Origin of the sequence: Pseudomonas sp. FSL R10-2964 (assembly GCF_009600035.1) — a bacterium.
Lineage (GTDB): Bacteria > Pseudomonadota > Gammaproteobacteria > Pseudomonadales > Pseudomonadaceae > Aquipseudomonas > Aquipseudomonas bubulae.
This window is the reverse complement of sequence record NZ_WIWH01000029.1, coordinates 51,587-69,795: the sequence shown is the minus strand read 5'-3', so window position 1 is coordinate 69,795 and position 18,209 is coordinate 51,587. Positions and strand designations below refer to the sequence as shown.

The 18,209-nt window shown below is 58.4% G+C and carries 16 protein-coding genes; 13 read left to right on the top strand and 3 right to left on the bottom strand.

Features of this window, described 5'->3' with window-relative positions:
- Window positions 1-555: 555 nt before the first annotated feature.
- Entirely contained in the window at window positions 556-1,077 is a 522-nt protein-coding gene (gloA, locus tag GHN92_RS16790) for a lactoylglutathione lyase (RefSeq protein ID WP_095019190.1), read from the top strand.
- A gap of 56 nt (window positions 1,078-1,133) precedes the next feature.
- On the opposite strand, the gene ahpF is transcribed toward gloA, so the two are convergent.
- The 3 genes from ahpF to GHN92_RS16775 form a co-directional block, all read right to left on the bottom strand.
- Complete coding sequence (gene ahpF, locus GHN92_RS16785; RefSeq protein ID WP_095000267.1) at window positions 1,134-2,696, bottom strand: alkyl hydroperoxide reductase subunit F; 1,563 nt, start codon at window positions 2,694-2,696, stop codon at window positions 1,134-1,136.
- 127 nt (window positions 2,697-2,823) lie between these two features.
- The gene (gene ahpC, locus GHN92_RS16780) at window positions 2,824-3,387 is read right to left on the bottom strand and encodes an alkyl hydroperoxide reductase subunit C (protein ID WP_016780891.1); all 564 of its coding nucleotides are present in this window, start codon (window positions 3,385-3,387) and stop codon (window positions 2,824-2,826) included.
- A gap of 172 nt (window positions 3,388-3,559) precedes the next feature.
- Window positions 3,560-4,498, bottom strand: coding sequence for a site-specific integrase (locus GHN92_RS16775; RefSeq protein ID WP_095000268.1), 939 nt, complete (start codon window positions 4,496-4,498; stop codon window positions 3,560-3,562).
- Window positions 4,499-4,676: 178 nt separating this feature from the next.
- On the opposite strand from GHN92_RS16775, the gene GHN92_RS16770 reads away from it, so the two are divergent.
- The 12 genes from GHN92_RS16770 (at window position 4,677) to GHN92_RS16715 (ending at window position 18,172) form a co-directional block, all read left to right on the top strand.
- Window positions 4,677-5,684, top strand: a complete 1,008-nt coding sequence (locus GHN92_RS16770; protein ID WP_133144601.1) for a DNA-binding protein — start codon at window positions 4,677-4,679, stop codon at window positions 5,682-5,684.
- 161 nt (window positions 5,685-5,845) lie between these two features.
- Window positions 5,846-6,688 carry an iron uptake transporter permease EfeU gene (efeU, locus tag GHN92_RS16765; RefSeq protein WP_133144600.1) on the top strand — a complete coding sequence of 281 codons (843 nt, stop codon included), beginning with the start codon at window positions 5,846-5,848 and terminating at the stop codon, window positions 6,686-6,688.
- 8 nt (window positions 6,689-6,696) lie between these two features.
- The gene (gene efeO, locus GHN92_RS16760) at window positions 6,697-7,890 is read left to right on the top strand and encodes an iron uptake system protein EfeO (protein WP_133144599.1); all 1,194 of its coding nucleotides are present in this window, start codon (window positions 6,697-6,699) and stop codon (window positions 7,888-7,890) included.
- A 17-nt stretch (window positions 7,891-7,907) separates the two neighbouring features.
- Window positions 7,908-9,218: an iron uptake transporter deferrochelatase/peroxidase subunit gene (efeB, locus tag GHN92_RS16755; RefSeq protein WP_133144598.1), complete on the top strand. Its 1,311-nt coding sequence runs from the start codon at window positions 7,908-7,910 to the stop codon at window positions 9,216-9,218.
- 25 nt (window positions 9,219-9,243) lie between these two features.
- Window positions 9,244-10,068 (top strand): iron uptake system protein EfeO, encoded by an 825-nt coding sequence (gene efeO / locus GHN92_RS16750; RefSeq protein ID WP_133144597.1) that lies wholly within the window; start codon window positions 9,244-9,246, stop codon window positions 10,066-10,068.
- Between the two features lie 478 nt (window positions 10,069-10,546).
- A complete protein-coding gene (arnC, locus tag GHN92_RS16745) occupies window positions 10,547-11,560 on the top strand; it encodes an undecaprenyl-phosphate 4-deoxy-4-formamido-L-arabinose transferase (protein ID WP_133144596.1) in 1,014 nt (337 codons plus the stop codon).
- A complete protein-coding gene (gene arnA / locus GHN92_RS16740) occupies window positions 11,557-13,548 on the top strand; it encodes a bifunctional UDP-4-amino-4-deoxy-L-arabinose formyltransferase/UDP-glucuronic acid oxidase ArnA (RefSeq protein ID WP_153326051.1) in 1,992 nt (663 codons plus the stop codon). Before arnC ends, arnA begins: the two co-directional genes overlap by 4 nt.
- Complete coding sequence (gene arnD / locus GHN92_RS16735; RefSeq protein ID WP_095019952.1) at window positions 13,548-14,432, top strand: 4-deoxy-4-formamido-L-arabinose-phosphoundecaprenol deformylase; 885 nt, start codon at window positions 13,548-13,550, stop codon at window positions 14,430-14,432. Before arnA ends, arnD begins: the two co-directional genes overlap by 1 nt.
- Window positions 14,429-16,078 carry a lipid IV(A) 4-amino-4-deoxy-L-arabinosyltransferase gene (gene arnT / locus GHN92_RS16730; RefSeq protein ID WP_153380617.1) on the top strand — a complete coding sequence of 550 codons (1,650 nt, stop codon included), beginning with the start codon at window positions 14,429-14,431 and terminating at the stop codon, window positions 16,076-16,078. The genes arnD and arnT overlap by 4 nt, the downstream gene beginning before the upstream one ends.
- Window positions 16,075-16,419: a 4-amino-4-deoxy-L-arabinose-phosphoundecaprenol flippase subunit ArnE gene (arnE, locus tag GHN92_RS16725; RefSeq protein ID WP_095000278.1), complete on the top strand. Its 345-nt coding sequence runs from the start codon at window positions 16,075-16,077 to the stop codon at window positions 16,417-16,419. Before arnT ends, arnE begins: the two co-directional genes overlap by 4 nt.
- Window positions 16,416-16,817 (top strand): 4-amino-4-deoxy-L-arabinose-phosphoundecaprenol flippase subunit ArnF, encoded by a 402-nt coding sequence (gene arnF / locus GHN92_RS16720; RefSeq protein ID WP_095000279.1) that lies wholly within the window; start codon window positions 16,416-16,418, stop codon window positions 16,815-16,817. The genes arnE and arnF overlap by 4 nt, the downstream gene beginning before the upstream one ends.
- Entirely contained in the window at window positions 16,814-18,172 is a 1,359-nt protein-coding gene (locus tag GHN92_RS16715; RefSeq protein WP_153380615.1) for a UDP-glucose/GDP-mannose dehydrogenase family protein, read from the top strand. The genes arnF and GHN92_RS16715 overlap by 4 nt, the downstream gene beginning before the upstream one ends.
- The last annotated feature ends 37 nt before the right edge of the window (window positions 18,173-18,209 follow it).

Below are 18,209 nucleotides of genomic sequence, written 5' to 3'. Positions count from 1 at the left end.
CTGAGTTCGGAATAGGACATAGGGGCAGCACCGTACCGGAAAGGTCAGGTGTTGCACTCAGTTTTCGCGGCCGCCCTGTTTAACTAAAAGGTTCAACTTGATTCAATTTTGCTTAATCTTGGGCGGATGTTTAATGCACCACATGAAGGTGCCAGCCAGAAAAGGCACTGCCCACTTCCGTCGTTGAATATGCCTGCATCAATAACTGCCCCGCCCGTGCGCCAACACTCAACTGACTACGGCTAAAACAGTAATACCGAGTAGGAATTATCCTGTTGTGACATCCATGCGTCCAAAAGACCGTGAACACGCCGGCGCTTCACAATTTTTTCACATCGCGGGTCACAGGATAGAGGCTGCTAAAGGACTAGCGCCCCATGCCCGCTTCGGCGGGCTTCTTTTTGCCCGTGATTTGCCCCGCAACCCAACTGCCTCCCTGCCGCAGACCGCTTGCGCCCTGAAAACGGGTTTGGCGCCAGACGTCACATTCCGTATCATTCGCCCATCACGCTCAACGTAGCGACCGATCACCTATGCCTTATTTTCGGAGGGTTCATGAGCCTGCAAGACCTGAACAACATTCCCGGCGTCACTGCTTCCCCGGATAGCGCTACGCACAACTTCGTTTTCAACCACACCATGCTGCGCGTCAAGAACATCGAGAAATCCCTGGATTTCTATACCCGCGTCCTGGGCTTCTCGCTGGTTGAGAAGCGCGATTTCCCTGAAGCCGAGTTCAGCCTGTACTTTCTGGCCCTGGTGGACAAGGCACAGATCCCGGCAGACGACGCAGCCCGTACACTGTGGATGAAGTCCATCCCCGGCATCTTGGAGCTGACCCATAACCACGGTTCAGAAACCGATGACAGCGTGGTCTACCACAACGGCAACACCGACCCGCGCGGCTTTGGCCATATCTGCATTTCGGTACCGGATATTCGTGCTGCCTGCGAGCGCTTTGAAGCTCTGAATGTGGACTTCCAGAAGCGCCTGAACGATGGGCGCATGAAATCCCTGGCATTCGTCAAGGACCCGGACGGTTACTGGGTCGAAATCATCCAGCCACAACCGATGTAAAAATCGAACGAAAAAAAACCCCATGACTGCTCATGGGGTTTTTTGTTTGCGCCCGGTTATTCCGGCGCTGAAGAACGGATCAAGTGATCAAAGGCACTCAGTGAGGCTTTGGCGCCCTCGCCCACTGCAATCACGATCTGCTTGTATGGCACGGTGGTCACGTCACCGGCGGCAAAAATGCCGGGGATCGAGGTTTCACCGCGGGCATCGACAACGATCTCGCCGCGAGGCGAAAGCTCGACAGTACCCTTGAGCCAGTCAGTGTTTGGCAACAGGCCGATCTGTACAAAGATCCCTTCCAGTTCGACCGTATGAACTTCACCGGACTGACGATCCTTGTAGCGCAGGCCGTTCACTTTCTGGCCGTCACCGGTGACCTCGGTGGTCTGTGCATTGGTGATGACCTTCACGTTTGGCAAACTGTGCAGCTTGCGTTGCAACACGGCATCGGCACGCAGTTTGGTATCGAACTCCAGCAGGGTGACATGCGCCACAATACCCGCCAGGTCAATGGCTGCTTCGACGCCAGAGTTGCCGCCGCCGATTACCGCGACGCGCTTGCCCTTGAACAGCGGACCGTCGCAGTGCGGGCAGTAAGCCACGCCACGGCTACGGTATTCCTGCTCGCCGGGCACGTTCATTTCACGCCAGCGCGCACCGGTGGCCAGAATTACGGTCTTGGCCTTGAGCGAAGCGCCGCTGGCAAACTTCACCTCGTGCAACTCACCTGCCTTGCCGGCAATCAGCTTGTCGGCACGCTGCAGGTTCATGATATCGACGTCGTATTGCTTGACGTGCTCCTCAAGTGCAGTGGCGAGCTTTGGCCCTTCAGTTTCCTGAACCGAGATAAAGTTCTCGATGGCCATGGTGTCCAGCACCTGACCGCCGAAGCGCTCGGCTGCCACACCAGTACGGATGCCTTTGCGGGCAGCATAGATCGCCGCGGCAGCACCGGCCGGGCCGCCGCCGATCACCAGCACGTCAAAAGCTTCCTTGGCGCTGATTTTTTCGGCCTGACGCTCAATTGCACTGGTGTCCAGCTTGCCCAGAATCTCTTCAAGGCCCATGCGGCCCTGACCAAAGTTGACACCGTTAAGGTAAACGCTGGGTACCGCCATCACTTGACGCTCGGTCACTTCGTCCTGGAACAGGGCACCGTCAATCGCCACATGGTGAATGTTCGGGTTAAGCACTGCCATCAGGTTCAGCGCCTGCACAACGTCAGGGCAGTTCTGGCAGGACAGCGAGAAATAGGTCTCGAAGTTGAACTCGCCTTTAAGGGAGCGAATCTGTTCAATTACTTCGGCACTGGCTTTCGATGGGTGGCCGCCTACTTGCAGCAAGGCCAACACCAGCGAAGTAAATTCGTGGCCCATCGGAATGCCTGCAAAACGCAGGCTGATATCGCCGCCCGGGCGGTTCAACGAGAACGAAGGCTTGCGCACATCGTTACCGTTGTCCAGCAGGGTGATCATGCTGGAAAGGCTGGCGATTTCTTTTAACAGGTCATGCATTTCACGGGATTTCGCACCGTCGTCGAGAGAGGCAACAATCTCGATCGGCTGCGTGACCCGCTCCAGGTATGACTTCAACTGAGCTTTTAGATTGGCGTCCAACATACGGGCGATCTCCTTTGAACATGAATTTTTTACAAAAAAACGCCCGAGCGAATCTCGCCCGGGCGTTTTGAGGGCGATGCGGCTTACAACTCAGGTGCGGATCACCGCCCTTGGCTGGTTCACGGCCTTAGATCTTGCCAACCAGGTCCAGCGATGGAGCCAAGGTGGACTCACCTTCTTTCCATTTGGCAGGGCACACTTCGCCCGGGTGAGCAGCAACGTACTGAGCGGCCTTGATTTTGCGCAGCAGCTCGGAAGCGTCACGGCCAACACCGCCATCGTTCAGCTCGACGATCTTGATCTGACCTTCAGGGTTGATCACGAAAGTGCCGCGGTCAGCCAGGCCTGCTTCTTCGATCAGTACGTCGAAGTTGCGGGAGATGGTCAGCGTAGGGTCGCCGATCATGGTGTACTGGATTTTGCCGATGGCTGGCGAAGTGTTGTGCCAGGCAGCGTGGGCAAAGTGGGTGTCAGTCGACACGCTGTAGATTTCCACGCCGAGTTTTTTGAACTCTTCGTAGTTGTCAGCCAGGTCTTCCAGTTCGGTTGGGCAAACGAAGGTGAAGTCGGCTGGGTAGAAGAACACGACAGACCACTTGCCTTTCAGGTCAGCGTCCGACACTTCCACGAAGCTGCCGTTTTTGTAGGCAGTTGCTTTGAATGGTTTAACTTGGCTGTTGATGATAGGCATCGTTGACTCTCCGTCAGGGTTGAAAAGTTGATGGGGTGAATCCTAACAACAGATTTCGTATCTGGCTCATTGGCAAAGCTGATGCTGACGATTGGTTTTAGCTATCAGGCGTACCTATAAATAGCCGAAAACTAAATATGATCCACCTGAACAGGTTTCAACTTGATGTTGATCAGTTGCCGATGTTTTTTTGCGCGGTGATGCTCATCCCGGTAAACGGGGTGGCTTCAACATAGCGCATGGCTGACTTTATGTCTTTCCAGCCGACGTAATTCATCAGTGACTTCAAGTCCCAGCCACTTTGATGGGCCCATGTCGCAAAACCGCGACGCAGGGAGTGACTGGTGTATTGCTCGGCCGCAATGCCCGCACGCTCCAGCGCCTGGCGCAGCAACGGGATCACACTGTTGGCGTGCAAGCCCTCCTCCCCCAGGTTGCCCCAGCGATCGATTCCGCGGAACACCGGGCCGCGGACCAACGCCGCGGTATTGAGCCATTCGATGTAGGCGCGCACCGGGCACAGTCGCAGCAGGGCCGGGGTCTGAAAGGTTTTGCCGAGGTTGTCGCGGTCACTTTTGCTGCGTGGCAGATACAAGGTAATGCCTGCCCCCTCTACAGCCTGTACATGCTCGACTTGCAGGCGGCACAACTCATCACTGCGGAATCCGCGCCAGAAACCGAGCAGGATCAGGGCGGCGTCACGCCTTGCGCGCAGCAGCCCCGGCTGATCACCACTGGCTTGCGCCGCCAGGGCCTCAGCCTCCAACCACTCGACCACCTGTTCAAGATGCTGCAATTGCAGCGGTGCCGCCTGCTTCTCCTGCACGGGATGCAGTGCCCGAATACCCTTGAATACCTTGCGCACCATCGGCGCCTTGGTCGGGTCGGCAAACCCCTGACTGTTGTGCCACTGGGCAATCGCTGACAGGCGCAGCTTGAGGGTGTTGATCGACAATTGCCCGGCATGAGCCACCAGATAACGCGCCACGCTATCGCTGGTGGCCGGCAGAAACCCGCCCCAGGTCACTTCGAAGTGCTCAATGGCCGCCCGATAACTGCGGCGGGTGTTGTCGCGGGTCGCGGCGTTCAGGTAGCGATCCAGCTCGCTCATGGGCAGCTCTCTTGTGTGGCGTACCGAAAACAGGCCTTAAAAGCAGTTTCAAGGCTCTGGCACGGGATAATACCAGTATATCCCGTCTTATTTTTCATTAAATAACATCAATAAAATGTGCTAATCTAGTATGTAATTACATGATACATACCACAGTACATAATCGTAGGAGATGACCATGGCCCGTGGCGGCGTAAACAAGGCAGTGGTGCAAATTGCACGCACCGCGATCCTGGCTCGAGGCGAACACCCGAGCATTGATGCGGTACGTATCGAGATGGGCAATACCGGGTCGAAAACCACGATCCATCGCTATCTAAAGGAACTGGACGAAGTTGATTCGCGCCGCGGCGTGCCTCGTGAGCAAATCGATGATGAACTGACTGAGCTGGTTGCCCGCCTCGCCCAGCGCCTGCAGGAGCAGGCACAAGAGCCCATTGACCGGGCTCAGGCGCATTACGAGCAGCTCAAAGTGCAACTGCAGGCGCAGTTGAACGAAGCACAGGACGCTCGGGCACAGCTTGAGCAGCAACTGGAGATCCAGGGCGCAGCGCTGCATCAGGAAAGCACCCAACTCGACGCCACCCGCTCAATGCTGCAAACCGAACAGACTCGCAACGCAGCCCTGAATCAGGCATGCAGCGACTTTGACCTGCGCCTGAAAGATCGTGACGAGCAGATTCGCTCGCTGGAAGAAAAGCACCTGCACGCCCGCGATGCGCTGGAGCACTATCGCAGCGCGACCAAGGAACAGCGCGAGCAGGATCAGCGCCGTCATGAAGGCCAGTTGCAGCAGGTGCAAATGGAACTGCGTCAGGCCCAGCAAAGTGCATTGGTACGCCAGGATGAAATCACCCAGCTGCATCGCGACAATGAGCGCGTACTGAGCGAGAGCCGCGCACTGGGCAAGGAACTGAACCAGGCCAATGACCTGCAGCACAAGCTGGGCAACCAGAATACGCAGCTCAACACCCAACTCAGTCAGCTGCAAAGTGAACGCACCCTGCTTCAAGAGCGCCTGCGCGTAGCCACGCAGGAAAGTGAAGGCTTGAAACAGGCCCACGCACAGATCCAGGAAAGCCACGCAGCCCTTTCCTTGCGCGCCATAAAGGCTGAAACCGCACTGGAAAGCCTGCAGGAGCTAAAGAAGGATGCTGAACAAAGCGTGCTCAACAAAGACCAGTAGAACTACCTGACTCGATCCAGGCCCGCTCCCGCAAAAGCTGAATAGACACCCCCATCTTCGTTCAGCAACCGTTCAGCAAATGCAATCGATTCTTGTTTGGCAATACGTATCAGTATGTTACAAATTAGCACCCTAACTAATTTGTGACGCGGTAGCCCACCATGCTGGTTCCATTTCTGATCATGCTGCGCGAAGGGATTGAGGCCGCACTTATCGTCGGCATCATTGCCAGTTATCTCAAGCAAACAGGCCGCGGGCAGTGGATGCCCGCCGTATGGGTCGGGGTGTTTCTGGCCGCCGCCCTGTCTTTGCTGGTGGGCGGCGGGCTGGAGTTGATGAGCGCCGAGTTCCCGCAAAAACAGCAAGAACTGTTCGAAGGCATCGTCGGCCTCATTGCCGTGGGCATTCTCAGCTCAATGGTATTCTGGATGCGCAAGGTCGCGCGCTCGATCAAGCATTCGCTGCACACCTCCCTCGATCACGCCCTCGCCGGCTCCCAGCATCAAGTCACGGCACTGATTGCCATGGTCTTTTTTGCCGTCGCCCGGGAAGGGCTTGAAACCGTATTTTTCCTGTTAGCCGTCTTCCAGCAAAGCGAAGGCCCCGCCGCACCCCTGGGCGCCCTGCTCGGCCTGCTGCTGGCCATCGGCGTCGGCTTTGCCATTTACAGCGGCAGCATGCGCCTGAACCTGGGGCTGTTTTTCCGCTGGACCGGCCTGTTTATTCTGGTGGTCGCTGCGGGCATCCTGGCCAACTCGGTACAGGCCCTGCACGAGGCAGGCCTGTGGAACCACTGGCAAGACGTGGTCTTTGATATCAGCGCCCACTTGCCGATGGATGGCCCGCTAGGCTCCGTACTGGCTGGCATGTTCGGCTATCAGGACGCCCCCACCGTCAGCGTGCTCGGTGCGTATGTGATTTATCTGGTCGTCACGCTGGTGATGTTCTTTCGCCCGCCGGCACCGGCCAAAACCGCCCACCCTTCTTCAGTAACAAACCCATAAGGTCAAGCATGCCAACCCCTGCAAGCGGTACACCCCCACGCGCTCTGCGCTGGGCGGTGGCCGGCTCGGTGATCGTGATGATCGCAGCCGGCGGGTTGTTCTACTACGCCTCGCAACTGGCCGCGGCCAAGCGCAAGGCTCACGGCACTGAAATAACCGTGACCATCCACCCGCATAGCTGTGAACCCGACGCCCTGACTGTACCGGCCGGCTTCAACAGCTTTCGCATCGTCAATGCCTCCGAGCGCGCGGTGGAGTGGGAAATTCTCGACGGTGTGCTGGTGGTCGAAGAGCGGGAAAACATTGCCCCGGGTCTGAGCCAGGTGATCAACGCGACACTCGCTCCTGGCGATTACGCCATCACCTGCGGCCTGCTCAGCAACCCCCGCGGCACCCTGCATGTGACGCCCACTGCAGCGTCCGAAGCCAGCGCCAATGCCAGGCCTACGATGGTGGCCTTTGTTGGGCCGTTGTCAGAGTTTCGGGTTTACCTGAGCCAACAGGGCAGCGCCCTGACCAGGGCTGTCGATGCCCTGTCGCAAGCCATTAGCGCCGGTGATCTGGAGCAGGCGCAGGCTCTGTACACCCCCGCACGCGAGGCCTATCAACGCCTGGCGCCGGCAGCGCAACGCCTTGCCGAGCTGGACAACGCCATCAATGCTCGCGCCGACTATTTCGAAAAGCGCGAGCAGGATCCGGGGTTTACCGGTTTCCACCGCCTGGAATACGGCCTGTTTGACCAGCGCAGTACTCAAGGCCTGGCGCCGATTGTCCAGCAGCTGCAAGCCAATGGCCTGCTGCTCAAGCAACAGTTGCTTGCCCAATCGTTGCCCCCCGAACAACTGGTCAGCATCGTCGCCCGCACCCTGCACAACCTGGCGGATAACCGCGCCAACAGCGGCGAAGAGGAGCGCTACAGCCATATTGACCTCAATGGCTTTGCCGCCAACCTTGAGGCTGCGCACAAAGTGGTTGATCTGCTGCGCCCTTTGCTGCTCAAGAAAAATGCCGACCTGCTGCACACCATAGACGGTGCCAGCAGCGCGCTGGATGCCGAACTCAATGGCCTGAAAACCCCGCAGGGCTACCGCACCTACGACACCGTCAGCGCCCCGCAGCGCCAACAAATCAGCAACAAGGCCAAGGTTATGGCCGATGCACTCGATGGAATCGATCCCGCCCTCGGCCTTAGCGGCCTGTAATTGCAGACGAGACGTACATGAGCGATTCACCACACACCCCGAACGAGTTCAACCTGCAACGCCGGCGCATCCTGATGGGCATGGGGGTCGCCGGGGCGGCACTGGCTGGCGGCGCCCTGAGCTGCCCGGCCATGGCCGCCGCCAACCCGGCCAATGCTCAAGTCACCCAGGCGCCGAGCAGCGACAAGACCCAGGATCATCACGACTTTCACGGCCAGCACCAAAATGGCATTGTCACCCCGCGCCCGGCCGCCGGTATGCTGGTGGCCTTTGATGTACTGGCCACGGACCGCGAAGGTCTCGAACGCCTGCTGCGCACTCTGAATGAGCGCATCGCCTTCCTGATGAAAGGCGGCCCGGTCGCCCAGGTCGATCCGAAGCTGCCGCCGGTGGACTCGGGCATTCTCGGCCCGGTGGTCAGCCCCGACAACCTGACCATTACCGTGTCCGTGGGCGAATCCCTGTTCGATGAGCGTTTTGCCCTGGCCAAGATCAAACCCAAACACCTGAGCCGCATGCAGGGCTTCCCCAACGATGCCCTGGACCCGGCCCAGTGCCACGGCGACTTAAGCCTGCAGTTTTGCGCCAATACCGCCGACACCAATATCCACGCCCTTCGCGACATTGTGAAAAACATGCCCGACTTGCTGCTGGTGCGCTGGAAGCAGGAAGGCACCGTGCCGCCGCAAGCACCGGTCAAGCCCGGCGAGCCGGCGCAAAGTGCGCGCAACTTCCTGGGCTTTCGTGATGGCTCGGCCAACCCCGACTCCAACGACAACACAGCGATGAACCAGATTGTCTGGGTCCAGCCCGACAGTGGCGAGCCGCAGTGGGCGGTCAACGGCAGCTATCAGGCAGTGCGCATCATCCGCAATTTCGTCGAACGCTGGGACCGTACCCCCCTGCAGGAGCAGGAAAGCATTTTCGGCCGCAACAAGGCCAGCGGCGCGCCCATGGACGGTGCCCGGGAGACCGATGTGCCGGATTACAGCAAGGACCCCCACGGCAAGATCACCAAACTTGACGCCCACATCCGTCTGGCCAATCCGCGTACCGCGCAGACACGCAACAGCCTGATTTTACGCCGGCCGTTCAACTACTCCAATGGCGTCAACAAGAACGGCCAGCTGGACATGGGCTTGCTGTTCATCTGCTACCAGCGCGACCTGGAACAGGGCTTTATCGCCGTGCAAACCCGGCTCAACGGTGAACCCCTGGAGGAGTACCTCAAGCCTGTGGGCGGCGGATACTTCTTCACCCTGCCGGGCGTGCGCGACGAACATGATTTTATCGGCCGCTCGCTGCTCGAAGCTGCTACACGCACCTGAACCTCAACCCACCGGAAAAAGTCCCATGAAGAAGACCCCGCTCGCACTGTTCCTTGCCCTGGGCTTGCTCCACACCCCTCTGTCGGCGCTCGCTGCAACCGCGCCACTGGATTTGGTGCAACCCGTGTCCGACTACAAGATCTACGTTACCGAGCAGCTGGATGAGCTGGCCAGCAACACGCAAAAATTCACCGATGCCGTGAAAAAGGGTGACCTGGTCACGGCCAAAAAACTCTACGCCCCGACCCGCGTTTACTACGAGTCGATTGAGCCGATTGCCGAACTGTTCAGCGACCTGGACGCCTCGATCGATTCACGCGTAGATGATCACGAAAAAGGCGTCACTGCGCCTGACTTCACCGGTTTTCACCGCATCGAGTACAGCCTGTTTGCCGAGAACAGTACCCTGGGGCTCGACAAACTCGCAGACGGCCTGAATAACGACGTCAAGGACCTGCAGACCCGCGTTGCCGGGCTGACCTTCCCGCCGGAAAAAGTCGTCGGCGGTGCTGCAGCATTGATGGAAGAAGTGGCCGCCACCAAAATTTCCGGCGAAGAAGACCGCTATAGCCACACCGACCTGTATGACTTCCAGGGCAACGTGGACGGCGCGAAAAAGATCTTCGATCTGTTCCGTGCGCAAATAGAACAGAGCGACAAGGTCTTTGCTGCCAAGGTCGACAAGAACTTCGCCACGGTGAACAGCATCCTGGCCAAATACAAAACTGCCGACGGCGGCTTTGAGACCTATGACAAGGTCAGGGAAAACGACCGCAAGGCCCTCATCGGGCCAGTCAACACCCTGGCCGAAGACCTGTCGACCCTGCGCGGCAAGCTGGGTTTGAACTGATTCAAGGTTTTTCGCAGCGCCAACCGATGTGACTCACGTCACATATCCGCAGGTTGGCGCAGGGCTTTGCCTGAGCACTTGTTACTCATCAGTCATAAAACTTGTGCTGAATCACTGTTCAAAATCGTTCAATCAATGTAAGAATCTTCCCGTTTAAGAAAAGTACTACTGTCAAGTCAGACAATGCTTGGGCGCTGTTAATACTTTCCTGAATAGCACCTGTCTAGCGTTTAGATAGGATGCACTGTTGACCCAACTTTCATAGGTTTTTCACAAGGACGCGTTTAACGTATGCAACAGCAACGAAAGCAATGCCCCAAGACTTTGCAACAAAATCATGTAGATAACGCTTTAGAACGACTTTACCTTTGTTAGAAACAGGCTTTACTCGTAAAGGGCCCGGATCTTTAACGCGCCCTGAGTTTGGTCGACAAAGACATGTCGTCTTGTGCCATTGAAACTGACTGGAACGAATACTTTGAAACCCTACCCAATCCAGTGTGTGTCGATCGTCATTCCGGTCTACAACGAAGAAGAAAGTCTGCCCGAGCTCTTGCGTCGCACAGAAGCCGCCTGCGCACAACTGAGCCAGGCCTATGAAATCGTGCTGGTCGACGACGGCAGCCGGGACAAATCGGCGCAAATTCTCGAAGACGCTGCCGCACGTGAAGGCAGCCCCGTAGTTGCGGTTATTCTCAACCGCAACTACGGCCAGCATGCTGCAATCATGGCCGGCTTTGAGCACTCCAAAGGCGATGTGGTGATCACTCTGGATGCCGACCTGCAAAACCCGCCGGAAGAAATTCCGCGCCTGGTGGCACAGGCTGCTCTTGGGTACGACGTGGTCGGAACGGTACGCAACAACCGTCAGGACTCCGCCTGGCGCCGCTGGCCTTCACGGCTGATCAACCTGGCCGTACAACGCTCCACCGGGGTTGCCATGAGCGACTATGGTTGCATGCTGCGCGCCTACCGGCGCAGCATCGTCGACGCCATGCTCGCCTGCCGCGAACGCAGCACCTTTATCCCGATCCTGGCCAACAGCTTTGCCCGCCACACCACCGAGGTACTGGTCGAGCACGCCGAGCGCGAGCACGGTGACTCCAAGTACAGCGCCATGCGCCTGATCAACCTGATGTTCGACCTGATCACCTGCATGACGACCACGCCCCTGCGCCTGCTGAGCATCATCGGTTTCAGCATGGCAGCACTGGGCGCGGTATTCGCCATTGCCCTGATCATGTTGCGCCTGATCTTCGGTGCAAGCTGGGCCGGCGACGGTACTTTCGTATTGTTTGCGGTGCTCTTCGTGTTTACCGGCGGCCAATTTATCGGCATGGGCCTTCTGGGTGAATACCTGGGCCGCATGTACAGCGATGTAAGGGCACGGCCACGATTCTTTATTGAAAAAATCGTACGCGCCGACTCTGCACCGCCTTCCGTTACAACCAGCACCCCGACTTCCTCTACTTCGACACAGGTTCAATCATGAGTTTGAAAGCCGTTGTTTTCGCCTATCACGATATTGGCTGCACAGGCATCGAAGCCTTGCTCAATGCAGGCTACGAAATTGCTGCTGTATTCACCCATGCTGACGACCCCAAAGAAAACAACTTCTACGGTTCGGTTGCCCAGCTGTGTGCACGCAAAGGCATTCCGGTCCACGCTCCTGAAGACGCCAACCACCCATTGTGGATCGAGCGCATTCGCAAACTGAACGCCGACTACATCTTCTCGTTCTATTATCGCCACCTGCTGGGCGAAGAGTTGCTGGCAAGCGTCAGCAAAGGCGCCTTCAACCTGCATGGTTCCCTGCTGCCACGCTACCGCGGCCGCGCACCGGCCAACTGGGTACTGGTAAACGGCGAAACCGAAACCGGCGTAACCCTGCACCGCATGGTCAAACGCGCCGACGCGGGCGATATCCTGGCCCAGCACCGTATCAGCATCGAGCGTTCGGACACGGCCCTGACCCTGCACGCCAAGCTTCGCGAAACCGCCGCCAAACTGCTGGCCGAGGCCCTGCCACTGCTGCCACAAGGCAAGCTCACCGAAACCCCACAAGACGAATCCAAAGCCACTTATTTTGGTCGCCGCACCCCGGCTGACGGCTTGCTGCAATGGAACCGCCCGGCTGAAGAACTGTTCAACCTGGTACGTGCCGTGACCCAACCTTACCCGGGCGCCTTCTGCGCCGTGGGTGAGCACAAGCTGATTGTGTGGGGCGCCGAAGTGGTTGCCGGCAACCAGGGCCATGCACCTGGCCAGGTCATCAGCTGCGAGCCGCTGCGTATTGCCTGCGGCACAGACTCGCTGGTCATCACTGCCGGTCAGCGCAACGATAACGGTCTGTACCTGAGCGGCCCGCAACTGGCCCGTGAACTGGGCCTGGTCGAAGGTTCGCGCCTGCGTGGTGCTGAGTCCGGCCGCCCGGCACGCCGCACCCGCGTGCTTATCCTTGGGGTTAACGGTTTTATCGGCAACCACCTGTCCGAGCGTCTGCTACAGGACGACCGCTACGAAGTCTACGGCCTCGATATCGGCTCCGATGCTATCGATCGCCTGCGCAGCCACCCCAACTTCCACTTTGTGGAAGGCGATATCAGCATCCACACTGAATGGATCGAATACCACATCAAGAAGTGCGACGTGGTCCTGCCGCTGGTGGCCATCGCAACGCCAATCGAATACACCCGCAACCCGTTGCGCGTCTTCGAACTGGACTTCGAAGAGAACCTCAAGCTGGTGCGCTACTGCGTCAAGTACAACAAGCGCGTGATTTTCCCGTCCACGTCCGAAGTGTATGGCATGTGCCAGGACAAGAACTTCGACGAAGACACCTCCAACCTGATTGTTGGCCCGATCAACAAACAGCGCTGGATCTACTCGGTCTCCAAGCAACTGCTGGATCGCGTTATCTGGGCCTACGGTACCAAGGGCCTGAAATTCACCCTGTTCCGTCCGTTCAACTGGATGGGCCCACGCCTTGACCGCCTGGACTCGGCACGGGTTGGCAGCTCACGCGCCATCACCCAACTGATCCTGCACCTGGTGGAAGGTACCCCGATCCGTCTGGTTGACGGCGGCGAACAAAAGCGCTGCTTCACTGACGTGGCCGATGGTATCGAAGCTCTGGCGCGCATCATCGACAACAAGGATGGCAAGTGCGACGGCCAGATCATCAACATCGGCAACCCGGACAACGAAGCCAGCATTCGTCAACTGGGCGAAGAGTTACTGCGCCAGTTCGAGGCGCATCCGCTGCGTGACAACTTCCCGCCGTTTGCCGGTTTCCGTGATGTTGAAAGCCAGTCTTTCTACGGTACCGGTTACCAGGACGTCAGCCATCGCAAGCCAAGCGTGGAAAACGCCCGTCGCCTGATCGACTGGACACCCACCACCGAGCTGAGCGAAACCATTGGCAAGACCCTGGACTTCTTCCTGCGTGAAGCCATGGTAGAAATCGCGGAAAAACGCTGATGCAAGCTGGACTGCGTATCGATGTCGACACGTACCGCGGCACCCGTGAGGGGGTGCCGCGGCTACTCGAACTGCTCGACGAAGCCCAGATCAAGGCGACGTTTTTTTTCAGCGTGGGGCCGGACAACATGGGCCGCCATTTATGGCGGCTGATCAAGCCCCGGTTCTTCTGGAAAATGATGCGCTCCAAGGCTGCCAGCCTGTATGGCTGGGATATTTTGCTGGCTGGCACCGCTTGGCCCGGCAAACCGATCGGCAAGGATCTGGGGCACTTGATGCGCCAGACCCTTGCCGCCGGGCATGAGGTCGGCCTGCACGCCTGGGATCACCATGGCTGGCAGGCCAATACCGCGCGCTGGAGCGAGGCGCAGCTGATCGAGCAGATCCGCCGGGGTGTCGACACCCTGAGCGACATCACCGGGCAAGCCGTCGAATGTTCGGCGGCCGCTGGCTGGCGTGCCGACGAGCGCGTGGTCCGGGCCAAGGAAACCTTTGGTTTTCGCTACAACAGTGATTGCCGCGGGCACAGCCTGTTTCGGCCAAGGTTGGCCGACGGCAGGCTGGGGGCGCCGCAAATCCCTGTGGACTTACCCACATTCGATGAAGTGGTCGGGCCCGAGCTCAGTGCCGCCGATTTCAACTCATTCATTCTTGACCGCTTCAGCCCGCAAAAGCTGAATGCGTACACCATCCATGCTGAAGTAGAAGGGATTCTTATGGCCAATGACTTCCGTCAATTACTGGCGCAGGCCCGTGCCCGTGACATTCATTTCCAACCCCTGCGGGACTTGCTGCCCGCCGACCTCGAGAGCCTGCCCGCCGGGCAATTGAGCCGTGGCGTGCTGGAAGGCCGTGAAGGCTGGTTGGGAGTGCAGAAGCCATGACTTCACGCTGGACAATACCGCTGCTGGTTCTGGCCTTTATCGCCTTTTACCTGTTGCCATTGGGCACCCACGGCTTGTGGATCCCGGACGAAACGCGCTACGCGCAGATCGGCCAGCAAATCCTGATCGACGGTAACTGGGTCACCCCGCACTTTATGGATTTGCGTTACTTCGAGAAGCCGATTGCCGGCTACTGGATGATTGCCATCGGCCAGGCCATTTTTGGCGAAAACCTGTTTGGCGTGCGCATTGCCTCGGTCATCGCCACCGGTTTGAGCGTATTCCTGGCCTATGCCGTGGCCCGTCGCCTGTGGAACGATCCGCGCAAGAGCTTTGCCTGCGCCCTGGTGTACATGACCTTTGGCCTGATTGCAGGCCAGGCCGGTTATTCCAACCTTGATCCGCAGTTTACCCTGTGGGTCAACCTGAGCCTGGTGGCGCTGTGGTTTGCCGTCGACAGCAGCTCCAATCGTGATCGCCTGATCAGTTGGGTGGTACTGGGTTTTGCCTGCGGCATGGGCTTTATGACCAAGGGTTTTCTAGCTCTGCTGCTGCCGGTACTGATCGCTCTGCCCTACATGCTCTGGCAAAAGCACTTTCTGGAACTGGTCAAGTACGGCCTGGTGGCCATGCTGGTGGCGGCCATTGTCTCGCTGCCGTGGGTGCTGGCAGTACACGCCCAGGAGCCTGACTACTGGCGCTTCTTCTTCTGGCACGAGCATATCCGCCGTTTTGCCGGTGACGATGCCCAGCACGGTCGCCCATGGTGGTTCTACCTGCCGCTGCTGGTGGTTTCCAGCCTGCCTTGGGCAGCGTTGTTGCCGGTGGCCTTCAAGGACGCCTGGAGCAACAAACGCCATGCAAGCATTGTGTTCGTGCTGCTATGGCTGCTGCTGCCACTGGGGCTGTTCAGCCTGAGCAAGGGCAAGCTGCCAACCTACATCATGCCGTGCATGTTGCCGTTGGCACTGCTGCTGGGCCACGCAATGATGCAACGGGTTGAACAGGCCAAAACCTGCGCCCTGCGCTTCAATGGCGCGGTCAACCTGATCGGCGGCAGTGCGGCATTGCTGGCCCTGGTGTATTTCCAGGTCAAACAGCCCTTCTATGACAACGAACCGCTGCATATGGCCCTGCTGGTCGTGGTGCTGCTGACGTGGATCATTACCGGCCTGCTGACACTGACCAAACCTCTGAAAATGTGGGCTGCGCCGGCACTGGCCATGGGTGTTCTGGTACTGGTACTGCCAGCCGCCATGCCGAGCAGCGTGGTTCACAACAAAATGCCTGACCAGTTTGTCCTGGAACATATGGATGAGCTGTCCCGGGCCAAGACATTTCTGAGTAACGACCTGGGCGCAGCGTCTGCTTTGGCCTGGCGTCTGCGCCGACCTGACGTGACACTCTACAACACCCAGGGTGAGGTCAAGTACGGCCTGACCTACGACGATGCCAAAGGTAAAAGCATTAGCCTGACTGAAGTTGGCCCGTGGATGGCTGAAGCTCGCCGCAAAGGCCCTGTCGGCGTGGTGATGCGCGTCAAGGACAGCGATGAGAGCCATGAAATGGACGAGTTGCCCAAAGACGCCAAGCGCTATGACGAAGGCAATATGGTGATTTTGATTTACCCGCAGATTGCTCCATGACCCTGACGCTATTGCTGTTGGCCTGTCTGTTGACCTGTGCTGGCCAGATCGCCCAGAAATACGCGGTCGAAGGTTGGCGCGGGGTTGACACCGGGGTGGCGCAAAAACTGCGCTCCCCCTGGTTATGGCTGGCACTGCTATGTCTCGGCCTGGGTTTGCTGGTGTGGTTGCTGGTGCTACAACGGCTCGAGGTCGGGGTTGCTTACCCGATGCTCAGCCTAAATTTTGTACTGATCACCCTGGTGGCCCGCTATCTGTTTAAAGAAACCATCGACCTGCGCCATTGGCTGGGCGTTGGGCTGGTAATAGCCGGGGTGGTTTTGCTGGGGCAACACGCATGAGCCTGTACCGTGGATTTGCCTTTGCCTCAGGCAGTGTATTACTGGTCAGCGGCGCCCAACTGGGCATGCGCTGGAGCATGACGCGGTTGCCGCAGCCCGCCCAATGGCTTGAAGCGTTCAGCCAGGGCAGTGTCTCGCTCCCGGCGTTGGCCATGGTAGTTGCCGCCATTGTCGCGTATGCACTGTCGATGCTCTGCTGGCTGCTGGCCCTGCGCGATTTGCCCTTGGGCCGCGCCTATTCGCTGCTAAGTGTCAGCTATGCATTGGTCTACCTGCTGGCTGCCAGCCTGCCGATTTTCCATGAAAGCTTCACCCTTTCAAAAACCCTCGGTGTGACGCTGGTCATTCTTGGGGTGCTTGTGATCAATTCTCGACGTACTTCCGGAAACAGCGCATGAAAATCAGTGTATTTGGTAGTGGTTATGTAGGCCTGGTGCAGGCGACGGTTCTGGCGGAAGTCGGCCATGACGTCATCTGCATGGACATTGACCAGAAAAAGGTCGAGTCGCTGCAACAAGGTCACGTCAGCATTTTCGAGCCCGGGCTTTCAGCCCTGGTGCGTGAAAACCTCGAGAGCAAGCGCCTGCGTTTTACCAGCGATGAAAAAACCGCTGTCGAGCACGGCCAGGTACTGTTTATCGCCGTGGGCACACCACCGAGCGAAGACGGTTCGGCTGATCTTGGCCAGGTGTTCTCCGTGGGTGACGCCGTTGCCCGCCACCGCAAGGAGCCGCTGATCCTGGTCGAGAAATCCACCGTGCCCGTGGGCACTGGCGACGCGCTGACCGCCCATATCAACAAGGCCCTGGAACAGGCCGGACGCTCGCTGCAATTTGACGTGGTATCCAACCCGGAATTCCTCAAGGAAGGCTCGGCCGTCACTGATTGCCGCCGCCCGGACCGCATCATCATTGGCTGTGCCCGTGAAGAGGTGCGTGAAGTCATGCGCGACCTGTACGCGCCGTTCAACCGCAACCATGACCGGATCATTTTCATGGACCTGCGCAGCGCCGAGCTGACCAAGTACGCCGCCAACTGCATGCTGGCGACCAAGATCAGCTTTATCAACCAGATCGCCGAACTGGCCGAGCACCTTGGGGCCGACATCGAAGCCGTGCGCCTGGGCATTGGCGCCGACCAGCGCATTGGCTATCACTTCATCTACCCTGGCTGCGGCTATGGCGGTTCGTGCTTCCCCAAAGACATGCGCGCGCTGATCCACAGTGCCCAGCAGGTCAATTGCTCCAGCGATCTGCTGCAAGCGGTCGAAGCGATCAACGAGCGGCAGAAGCACAAGCTGTTCGAACGCATCAACGCGTTTTTCAAGGGCAACCTTCAAGGCAAGACCTTTGCGTTGTGGGGCCTGGCATTCAAACCCAATACCGATGACATGCGCGACGCACCCAGCCGCGTATTGATGGAGGCCCTGTGGGCTGCGGGTGCCAATGTGCGCGCTTTCGACCCCGAAGCCATACAGGAAACCCAGCGCCTTTACGGCGATGAAGCGCGCCTGAGCCTGATGGGCACACCGGAATCTACCCTTAATGGCGCCGACGCATTGATCGTCTGCACCGAGTGGCAGCAATTCAAGGCGCCGGACTTCGACCTGATCAAGCAACGCCTGAGCACACCGGTGATATTTGACGGGCGCAACCTGTATGACGGTGAGCGCCTGGCCAAGGCCGGCTTGCAGTACTTCCCGATGGGGCGTGGCGAGTCGTGCAACTTGCCGGTCGGGTCTACAGCCCTTTGATGATTCAGCAGCGCCGCCATTGGCAACAATGGCGGCG

What these genes read in the sequence shown, in the direction of transcription:
- gloA (WP_095019190.1), top strand. Translation starts at nt 556, where the DNA reads ATGAGCCTGCAAGACCTGAACAACATTCCCGGCGTCACTGCTTCCCCG.
- ahpF (WP_095000267.1), bottom strand. Translation starts at nt 2,696, where the DNA reads ATGTTGGACGCCAATCTAAAAGCTCAGTTGAAGTCATACCTGGAGCGG.
- ahpC (WP_016780891.1), bottom strand. Translation starts at nt 3,387, where the DNA reads ATGCCTATCATCAACAGCCAAGTTAAACCATTCAAAGCAACTGCCTAC.
- GHN92_RS16775 (WP_095000268.1), bottom strand. Translation starts at nt 4,498, where the DNA reads ATGAGCGAGCTGGATCGCTACCTGAACGCCGCGACCCGCGACAACACC.
- GHN92_RS16770 (WP_133144601.1), top strand. Translation starts at nt 4,677, where the DNA reads ATGGCCCGTGGCGGCGTAAACAAGGCAGTGGTGCAAATTGCACGCACC.
- efeU (WP_133144600.1), top strand. Translation starts at nt 5,846, where the DNA reads ATGCTGGTTCCATTTCTGATCATGCTGCGCGAAGGGATTGAGGCCGCA.
- efeO (WP_133144599.1), top strand. Translation starts at nt 6,697, where the DNA reads ATGCCAACCCCTGCAAGCGGTACACCCCCACGCGCTCTGCGCTGGGCG.
- efeB (WP_133144598.1), top strand. Translation starts at nt 7,908, where the DNA reads ATGAGCGATTCACCACACACCCCGAACGAGTTCAACCTGCAACGCCGG.
- efeO (WP_133144597.1), top strand. Translation starts at nt 9,244, where the DNA reads ATGAAGAAGACCCCGCTCGCACTGTTCCTTGCCCTGGGCTTGCTCCAC.
- arnA (WP_153326051.1), top strand. Translation starts at nt 11,557, where the DNA reads ATGAGTTTGAAAGCCGTTGTTTTCGCCTATCACGATATTGGCTGCACA.
- arnD (WP_095019952.1), top strand. Translation starts at nt 13,548, where the DNA reads ATGCAAGCTGGACTGCGTATCGATGTCGACACGTACCGCGGCACCCGT.
- arnT (WP_153380617.1), top strand. Translation starts at nt 14,429, where the DNA reads ATGACTTCACGCTGGACAATACCGCTGCTGGTTCTGGCCTTTATCGCC.
- arnE (WP_095000278.1), top strand. Translation starts at nt 16,075, where the DNA reads ATGACCCTGACGCTATTGCTGTTGGCCTGTCTGTTGACCTGTGCTGGC.
- arnF (WP_095000279.1), top strand. Translation starts at nt 16,416, where the DNA reads ATGAGCCTGTACCGTGGATTTGCCTTTGCCTCAGGCAGTGTATTACTG.
- GHN92_RS16715 (WP_153380615.1), top strand. Translation starts at nt 16,814, where the DNA reads ATGAAAATCAGTGTATTTGGTAGTGGTTATGTAGGCCTGGTGCAGGCG.